We start from the raw sequence: 8,882 nt of genomic DNA, 5'->3' as shown, positions 1-8,882 counted from the left end.
TTCATGACGATGGTTTTTGACGGGACCAATCATGAGACCTCGCTCCTTCATTTTCTTTTAGTGTACATCGGAAAAGTAGTAAAATAAACAAAAAAACAGGCTGTCGAGAGAGTTTCTCGACAGCCTGAGGAGTTGTCCCAAATTACTTTTGGGACAACTCCTTTATTGTGGCTTTTCTGTGAATTCAAAATGTGTCTAAATTTTAAAGATGTATTTTAAATATATCTTTAACTCTTTTTTAGGAATATAGTAAAGCTATAGAAAACAAAAGGAGCGATTGACAATGTTATCCCAACAAACACGATCCATTATCAAATCCACAGTACCCGTTTTAGCAGAACACGGAACAGCGATCACCACCGTTTTTTACAAGAACATGTTTGAAGCGCATCCTGAACTTTTAAATATTTTTAATCATGCAAACCAGAAAAAAGGACGCCAGCAAGCAGCACTTGCCAACACCGTCTATGCGGCAGCCGTTCATATCGACAATCTTGAAGCCATTCTGCCGGCCGTCGTACAGATTGCCAATAAACACGTAAGTTTAGGCGTAAAGCCGGAACATTACCCAATCGTCGGGGAATATTTGCTGAAAGCCATCAAAGAAGTATTGGGCGATGCCGCAACAGACGACATCATCAATGCCTGGGCTGAAGCCTACGGCGTAATTGCAGATGCCTTCATCGGCGTTGAACACAAAATGTACGAAGAAGCCGAAGCCCAGGAAAACGGCTGGAAGTTCTTCAAAGACTTTATCGTTGCCCGCAAAGTAAAAGAAAGCGAAAACATCACTTCGTTTTATTTAAAACCAGCGGATGGATCGAACGTTCCGACTTACCAGCCTGGCCAATACATTTCTGTACGCCTTTCGATTCCTGGCGAGAAATATTTGTTCAACCGCCAGTACAGCTTATCGCAGGCAGCAAAACCGGACGAGTTCCGCATTTCTGTGAAACGGGAAGCCGACAACGACCCGAACGGCCGCGTCTCTGTTTACCTCCACGAAGAAGTAAACATCGGCGACGCCATTGAAGTCAGCGCACCAGCAGGCGAATTTGTTCTGGATGCCGGCAAGAAATCACCGGTTGCCTTTGTCAGCGGAGGTGTCGGCATCACGCCGATGATGAGCATGTTCGAAACCGTGGCAACGCTCACTCCTGAGCGCCCAACCGCTTTCTTGCACGCTGCGCGCAACGAATCCCTGCATGCCTTCGACCAGGATATCCAAAAATATGCGGCTTCTATGGAAAATGCAGCTTACAAGACCTTGTACTCCGACCAGCCAGACGGCTATATTACCCGCGAAGTATTAAAAGAAATGGTCGATGTGACCGGCGACGTCTACGTATGCGGCCCTGTGCCTTTCATGGAACAGATGATCCAGGAACTGCGCGGCCTCGGCATGGCAGAAGAACAGATCCACTTTGAATTCTTCGGCCCTGCTGTCGCTTTGCAAACCGTTTAAGCAATCAAAAAGCTGTCCGCTTTCTGTAGCGGGCAGCTTTTATTAATTAAGTGATTAAGTGATCATAAAATCCTTTTAAATGATCATAGAACCTGCGTGAACGCTCATAGGATCCTTTTGACCGCTCATAGACTCGAGTTGAGTGATCATAGAACCTGTTCGACCGCTCATAGCCACTTTTAATCCACAAGAAAAGGCCTGCCGCACCGGCAGGCCTTTTCTATTTCATTTTCCGCAGCAAATAAAGCAAGTAAGGAGTTCCGATCAATGCCACAATCAACCCGCTCGGAATGTCTTTCGGCGCAATCAGGATGCGGCCGATAAAGTCAGCGGTCACGAGCAGCAGCCCTCCGATCAAACCGGATGAGAGCATCAGCGGCAAGTGGCGGAAGCCAACAATTCGGCGGGCGATATGCGGCGCCACCAAGCCGATAAAGCCGATGGTGCCTACAATTGATACAGCCGCGGTGGAAATAGCAACGCCGATTACCAGCGCCCACACCCGGGTCGAACGCACATTCAAGCCAAGTCCGGCTGCTACATCGTCTCCAAAAGTTAGCGTATCCAGGCTGCGTGTGATGTAAATGGCGGGCCAGATAAACAGCGCAAACAACAGCAAGGCGAGCTGCACATCGTCCCAGCCTTTCGCGTAGGTGCTTCCCGACAGCCAAACAAGCGCACTGGCCACAGCCAATTTCGCTTTGACGACAAATACCTGCGTTGCGGCCGAACCAAATGCTGAAATCGCAATCCCCATCAACGCAACAAGCATCGGCTGGAAATTATTTTTCCAGGCGGTGATTAAAATAATGCCCAGTGCCAAAGAAGCGCCAAGCGTCGCACCCAGCGGCAAAAAGGCCGGCGGAACAGCCGGGAAAACAACGAGCAATAGCATCGCCCCTGCTCCCCCCATTGAAGTGACGCCAAGGACGCCAGCATCTGCCAACGGATTTCGGAGCACGCCCTGCAAAATAACGCCGGTCAGCGCCAGCATGACGCCAACGATAAAACTTGTCAGAACACGCGGAACCCGGAAATTCCAGACGACTGGCTCCAGCCACGCGAAGTTCCACGCAGTCCCGTTAAAGCTCAGCGCCAATACGGTTATCCCCAGGATTAAAAGGATTAAAATCGGCACCAAAACCGTTAAGCGGACCGGTTTTGTCGTTCCTCCTACTTGGCGGTCGCCGCGTTTCAATGATTTAGCTGTCTTCCATGCCAAGTACAATAGCCACGGGCCGCCGATCAGCGCCGTCATTGCGCCTACCGGAACTTCCTGGCCCGGCTGGATCAAACGGCCCAATACATCGGCACCGATCAGCATGACGCTGCCCCATAAAAACGAATGGATGAAAATCTGCAAATGGCCGCGTATACCCATCATGCGGACAATATGAGGCGCCATCAGCCCAATAAAGCCGATCGGCCCCACTACACTGACAACGGCAGCGGAGAGGATGATTGCCACTCCCCACGCCGCGAGTTTTACTGCCTGGACATTCTGGCCAAGAGATGATGCGATATCTTCTCCAAGCGATAAAATATCCATCGGCTTTGCCAGCAGCAACGATCCGATAAAAAGCACCAGGACCACTGGCGCTGCAAAACGGACCCCTTCCCAGTTCAACTGAACGAGCGTGCCCGATCCCCATAGGAACAAGCCGTTCGTTTCATTCTCAAAAAGAAGCTGCATCGCACCGGTTAAAGAAGAAAATAAAAGCGAAATAATCATTCCTGTCAAAGCCACCCGCACAGGCTCCATCGCTTTGCCTGCGAGCCCCACTACCAAGACAGAAGAAAGGACGGCTCCAAGCAGCGCTGTGATGAAAGGGAAAGCCCCCAATACATTCGGAAAGAAAATCATCGACAGGACGACGAAGAAAAAGGCTCCTGCATTGATGCCCAGCGTCCCTGGAGACGCCAGCGGATTGTTCGTCAAGGTCTGCAGAACCGCACCGGACACGGCCAATGCGCCGCCCGCAACAATTCCGATTGCCAGCCGCGGCAAGCGCAGCGACGTCACGATATCCTGGATGCGGCCTTCGGTCCAGACGCCGGTCAACAGTTCTGAAATTGTGTAGTCTGCCTGCCCTTGCGTCAAATGAATAACTGACAGCGCTATAAGCAGGAAAAAGCCCCCTGTCAGCGAGACAAAGGACTTCTGTTTTAACTTCCCGGGCATTATTGATTCACCATCACATCTGTAATCTGGTCCATTAAGGTTTTCGCTGACAGTGGACCGCCGTATAGCCATGTATCAGCCCCTAGGTCATAGGTGCGGCCTTCTTTTACGAACGCCAGGTTTTCCCATACCGGATTGCCTTTCAGCTGGTTTTCGTAAATATTGTCTTCGTCAGGAACCGTGTATAAATAATTGGCATTCTCATACTTGACCAAGCCTTCTACGTTGAATGTGCTCGAACCGAACACTTCAAACTGATCCGGCTGGTGGACGTTTTTCAGCCCGATCCGGTCTAAAATAATCGAAGCCATTGAATTCGGCGTAAATACCCGGATTTCAGGAGCTTGCGGACCGGTGTATGCCAAAGTCAAAATTACATCTTTGGTCTTCAAGTTGGCAGCTTCAATTTCAGCGGCGCTTGCTTCGTATTCTTTTTCAAGATCAGCCAGGACTTGATCCGCTTCAGCTGTCTTATCTACCGCTTTTGCAATTTCCTTGAACGTTGTTTCCATTTCCTGATAAAGGTCAATGCTTTCATCTTCCGGATACGGATTGAAGATGACCGTTGGAGCAATGGTTTCCAGTTCCGAAAGCATCGCGTCGTGTCGGAAGCTTACCCCGATGATCAGATCCGGTTCAATCGCGGCGATGGCTTCCAGGTTCGGTTCTTGCCGTCCGCCAACGTCTACTACTGTTTCATCCAATTGCGGTTCAATATTCACGTAGTTGCCGTATTCCACGATATCAGCCATTCCTGCCGGCTGAACGCCTACAGCCAATAAGTCTTCAGCATATGTCCATTCCAGCACCACCACTTTTTTAGCAGGTGCATCCAATTTCACTTCCCCGTTCGTTCCGGTAATTGTAACCGGTTCTCCGGCGGCCTCTTCGTTAGTGGCCGTTTCTTCATCAGCAGACGAACAAGCTGCCAGAACCAGCAAAATCATTGCCGTCAACAACATCCATTTCTTTTTCATATAGGTAAGCCTCCCAGCTATTTGATAACCGTTCTCAATAAGTATAATTTTAGTGCTTGTACACTTTATTGTAAAGGATTTTCGTGAAATAAGATGAAAATCGTTCTCATTTATCATGAATTTATGATATAGTAGCCGTAATAAGATTTTGCATTGAGTTCGACTTATGGAAAAAGATGCGGAGGAATTGCACAATGGCGACGGCTGTTCAAACCAACAACTTGTCAATTGGCTATAACGAAAATTTATTATTTGAAAATCTGAATCTATCCATTCCGCGCGGCGAAATTTCAGTATTTGTCGGCAGCAACGGCTGCGGCAAATCCACACTGCTTCGTTCGATCGCGCGTTTACTTAAACCTCAAGAAGGTTCTATATTGCTTGAAGGCAAAGAAGTGCACAAGCTGTCTTCACGGGAGGTGGCGAAGAAAATGGGCATCTTGCCGCAGTCCCCTGTTTCACCGGAAGGCTTGACGGTGCATGATTTGGTCAAGCAGGGCCGCTATCCCCACCAGTCCTGGCTAAAGCGCTGGACGGAAGAAGATACCGAGAAAGTTGAAGCTGCCATGAAGGCAACGCGCGTTGATGAATTCCGCGACAAACCGGTCGATGAGCTGTCCGGCGGCCAGCGCCAGCGTGCATGGATTGCCATGACGCTTGCCCAGGATACCGACATCATTCTTCTGGATGAGCCTACCACTTATCTAGACATGACGCATCAAATTGAAATTCTGGATCTGCTGTTTGAATTGAACGAAGTGCATGGCCGCACGATCATTATGGTGCTGCATGACCTGAATCTGGCTTCCCGGTATGCACACAATATCATCGCCATTAAAGACGGGGCGGTTTTCGGCCAAGGAACTCCGGAAAATGTCATCAATTGCGACCTTGTGCGTTCTGTTTTCGGAATGGAATGCCAAGTTTCCAAAGACCCGTTATTCGGCACGCCGCATTGTGTTCCGTTCGGCAGAGGACGCTGCATCGTACCGGAACTCCGCCAAGCAAAGAGCGGAGCTTGATATGAAAGAACTTGAGCTTTTCCAGGTGAAAGTCCGGGAAGATGCGCATGGTTTTATGACCATGCAGCAAGGCATTGACAGCCATTCTGCTGAACTGGCCGCTGAAATTAAATTACAAACCGGAGCACCCACTGAAGCAGTAGCCTCGTCTATCTTCATGCGGCGCTTCGGCTTTTTTATAACCGCCCAGCTCTACCTGCTCGCCCACGGCAAGATGTGGGAAGGGCCGCTTGATGCCGTTCACCTTGTTAAAACGGAAGGCGGCCTAGCCTTCGAAATTGACGAGCGCTTTGTCCGCAGCCGCGAAGAAGGCGATTTGGAAAAAGTCTTAAAGGATTATGCATTTCCTGTTGTGGAAGCCTTTCGGAAATCCGGGCACGTTTCAAAATTGATCCTGTGGGAAAATATCTGGGGATACGCCATTTGGATGTATGGCATGCTCGAGTCGGAGCAAGCGGAACAGGATGTAGCTGCTCTTCTCGATTCTGCCATCTGGCAGCCCGAGATGCGCAAATCCCCTTTCCGGCAGTTTCTGGGCGGATACAGCTTTGAAGAATCGAAAGCGGATTATCAGCGCATTACATGTTGCTTGTATAAAGAACTTCCTAACACCGACAAGTGCCCTTACTGCCCTGTAAAAAAATGAACGCTCCGCTGATGCGGAGCGTTTTTATATTTCGAGCAGACTCATGATTCACCGTTAAGGAATTCCAGACGGTTGCCGAATGGGTCGGAAACAAAAAAGCGCTGAACCCCCGGGATGCTGGTGTCGTTTTTCACTTCGTAGTGGTTTGCAGCCAAATGGTCCTGAAGCGCTTGAAACCCGTTCACCCTAAAAGCCGGATGTGCTTTTTTGGCCGGCGAAAACGGTTCTTCCACACCGACATGCAATTGGTAAGAGCCAAACTCAAACCAGGCACCGCCTCTGCCTTTTAAAGCATCCGGTTTTTCGATTTCGTTCATGCCGAGAATGCCTGCATAAAAACCAATAGCTTCCTGTTCCTTGCCTTTTGGTGCTGCCACTTGTACATGATCAATTTTGCCGATTGTAAATTCCATTTTCCCACCCCTTCTTTTCTATAGAGTAGCCAACTTCTTCTATAAAGAAAAGGTGATAGTTTTTATCGATTTCTATAAGACCAGCTTATCACTTTGCAAATGCTTCTTTTTGCCGTAGCATGAAAAATAAAGGAGGAAGGACTTGTGGAATTCCCTATTCAGCTAAAACACCAATTAGCCGCTCAATCCATCGCTGTGGATCGTCCCTCCGCTTCCCGTTTGTCTTCCGACTTCAAAACACTCATCGAAGAAACCAAGCAATGGAGCGGCACGGACAATAACGGCGTAGCCGTCTCTTACTTTTTCCGCCAATATGCACTTTTCATTTCTGCGCAATTCGACTTGCTTACTCATCACAATGGCTACTTCGCTTGTTCATGGAAAGAGATCGAATTTAGCCGCGTACATAATTACGGGTTCCAACTGCTTCAAACCCATGTTGATTCCCGCTACTTTACACCGGTCTCTCCTGAAAAACGGCATGAGGCGATGCATTTCATTTTAACGGAGCAAGTGGATAGCCTCATCAAGGAATTTCGGAAATATGTAAAAATCTCGCCCATTATTCTTTGGGAAAATGTGCTCGGATCCGTCGTCTGGTTTTATGCCACTTTGGAAAAAAGAGAACCGAGAAGAACCGCTGAAGATCTCGACTGGCTGTGTGAACCGGCAAATTGGACGCCGATTAAAACTTCTTATCTTCAAAAACTGTTGGGCACTACTTCTTTGGATCGAGCTGTTTCCGGGCCGTTGCGGAAAACCTGCTGCCTATACAAGGAACTGCCTGCTTTTGCCACTTGCACATTTTGTCCGCAGCCCCGTTAAAAAAGAAAGGCCCCAGCACAGTGCTGAGGCCTTTTGATCTTATTTTTCAAATACTTCATGGATAATCTGGCTCGGATTGGCATTTGCCAAGTTTTTGTAGATGCAGCTTGCCGGTTTTTTCGGCAATCCCTTCGCAAAAGCTTTAGCCTGTTCGGTTTCGCCAACAATGTGAACTTCATCCCAATGGCGCTCTTTTTTCATTTTCTCAATTTTGCCCGCCATGTCCTTGTAGAAGCGCTCCAGGTTTTCTTTCATGCGCCAGTTAAAGTCGTCTGCTGCACTTCCTGAGTTCCCTCCGACATGGCTTCCGGCATTGAAAGATCCTGTGCTCCCGCCTGCTGTATGGGTTGCGGAGTGCACGCCTTTCTGTTCATTCCAGACATCCAGTCCTGAATCGAATTCTTCGAAGACTTCTTCATTGATAATTCCCATCGAAGTATCCAGAATCCGAACTCCTTTAAAGCTTGGCAGCACAATGCCGGCATATGGATAGGCTTTATACATATATCTCAATTCATCCAATGCAGGCGCGTTTTCCCAGTGGAAACTTGTTTTAACCGGCACTTGCACATAATGCACAAACCACAGATTATCTTGTGGAGACGCAAAAATGACAACGCCCTTATTCAGGTCATCTCGATGGTCATTAATTTCTCGTTCAACTTTTTTTCTTAAGGTTTGGTAGGTTTTAAGTTCTTTCTCATTTTGGGAGGCTGTTATATATTCCTCAATCCGCTTCAGTCCATTTTTAAGGTGTATTTTCCATGCCCCGTTCTGTGCATTTAAATCTGCGGGGTTCGTATTGAGATACACACTTAAAACACAGCGGTCTTCACAATTGAAAGCTTTGAGTTTCTGAATTTCGTCGTATAATGTCATACATTCATCATCCTCCTTAAAATCCATCCTACTTATCTCAATACCCTAAGTCTTTTTCGTTAAACAGTCAACTAATTACTATTTTAATTATTCTGACGTTTAAAAGTAGGCACGCGAGGTAAACAGGTAGTGCAAGAAAAATATAAGGAGTGTGACTAAAATGGAAAATATCGATAAAAAAGTAGATGACAAACTAAAGTCCTTCGACAATGAAAAAAAGGAGGATATTTTAGCGAATTTTGAACACTTCAAACAATACTTAAGCTCGAAAGTTGAGCTGGGCGAGAAAATGGGATTAAGCGAAGAACGCTTAGCACAAATCACTGAAAAAGTCGCCGATTACTTGGCGAAAAATGAAGATCCAAAAAACCGCGAAGAATATGTTTTGCAGCAATTATGGAGTGTAGGGGAAAAAGAAGAACGCCATATGTTAGCCCACATGCTTTTACGATTAGTGAAAAAAGAATAATGAA

Annotated in this window: 9 protein-coding genes; 5 read left to right on the top strand and 4 right to left on the bottom strand. The window is 47.6% G+C overall.

Annotated features, from left to right (window positions below; genetic code table 11):
* Window positions 1-283: 283 nt before the first annotated feature.
* Window positions 284-1,465 carry an NO-inducible flavohemoprotein gene (gene hmpA, locus HU147_RS03125; protein ID WP_224074845.1) on the top strand — a complete coding sequence of 394 codons (1,182 nt, stop codon included), beginning with the start codon at window positions 284-286 and terminating at the stop codon, window positions 1,463-1,465.
* A 220-nt stretch (window positions 1,466-1,685) separates the two neighbouring features.
* Here hmpA and HU147_RS03120 read toward each other — a convergent pair whose 3' ends face one another.
* Both HU147_RS03120 and HU147_RS03115 read right to left on the bottom strand, forming a co-directional pair.
* Entirely contained in the window at window positions 1,686-3,647 is a 1,962-nt protein-coding gene (locus tag HU147_RS03120; RefSeq protein ID WP_224074844.1) for an iron ABC transporter permease, read from the bottom strand.
* On the bottom strand, window positions 3,647-4,624 hold the full coding sequence (locus tag HU147_RS03115) for an ABC transporter substrate-binding protein (protein WP_224074843.1): 978 nt from the start codon (window positions 4,622-4,624) through the stop codon (window positions 3,647-3,649). The genes HU147_RS03120 and HU147_RS03115 overlap by 1 nt, the downstream gene beginning before the upstream one ends.
* A 194-nt stretch (window positions 4,625-4,818) precedes the next feature.
* On the opposite strand from HU147_RS03115, the gene HU147_RS03110 reads away from it, so the two are divergent.
* Complete coding sequence (locus HU147_RS03110; protein ID WP_036805584.1) at window positions 4,819-5,646, top strand: ABC transporter ATP-binding protein; 828 nt, start codon at window positions 4,819-4,821, stop codon at window positions 5,644-5,646.
* A gap of 1 nt (window position 5,647) precedes the next feature.
* Window positions 5,648-6,292, top strand: coding sequence for a hypothetical protein (locus HU147_RS03105; RefSeq protein ID WP_224074842.1), 645 nt, complete (start codon window positions 5,648-5,650; stop codon window positions 6,290-6,292).
* Between the two features lie 41 nt (window positions 6,293-6,333).
* On the opposite strand, the gene HU147_RS03100 is transcribed toward HU147_RS03105, so the two are convergent.
* The gene (locus tag HU147_RS03100) at window positions 6,334-6,705 is read right to left on the bottom strand and encodes a VOC family protein (protein ID WP_036805580.1); all 372 of its coding nucleotides are present in this window, start codon (window positions 6,703-6,705) and stop codon (window positions 6,334-6,336) included.
* A gap of 144 nt (window positions 6,706-6,849) precedes the next feature.
* Between HU147_RS03100 and HU147_RS03095 the strand changes: the two genes are divergently transcribed.
* Complete coding sequence (locus tag HU147_RS03095) at window positions 6,850-7,530, top strand: hypothetical protein (protein ID WP_224074841.1); 681 nt, start codon at window positions 6,850-6,852, stop codon at window positions 7,528-7,530.
* Window positions 7,531-7,569: 39 nt separating this feature from the next.
* On the opposite strand, the gene HU147_RS03090 is transcribed toward HU147_RS03095, so the two are convergent.
* A complete protein-coding gene (locus HU147_RS03090) occupies window positions 7,570-8,409 on the bottom strand; it encodes a VLRF1 family aeRF1-type release factor (RefSeq protein WP_224074840.1) in 840 nt (279 codons plus the stop codon).
* 160 nt (window positions 8,410-8,569) lie between these two features.
* On the opposite strand from HU147_RS03090, the gene HU147_RS03085 reads away from it, so the two are divergent.
* Complete coding sequence (locus HU147_RS03085; RefSeq protein WP_036805574.1) at window positions 8,570-8,878, top strand: DUF3243 domain-containing protein; 309 nt, start codon at window positions 8,570-8,572, stop codon at window positions 8,876-8,878.
* Window positions 8,879-8,882: the final 4 nt, after the last annotated feature.

It is taken from the genome of Planococcus chinensis (genome assembly GCF_020071995.1).
In the GTDB taxonomy this organism is placed as follows: Bacteria; Bacillota; Bacilli; order Bacillales_A; family Planococcaceae; genus Planococcus; species Planococcus chinensis_A.
Note: the sequence above shows the minus strand (reverse complement) of the source record. Positions and strands in the feature narration are given on the sequence as shown.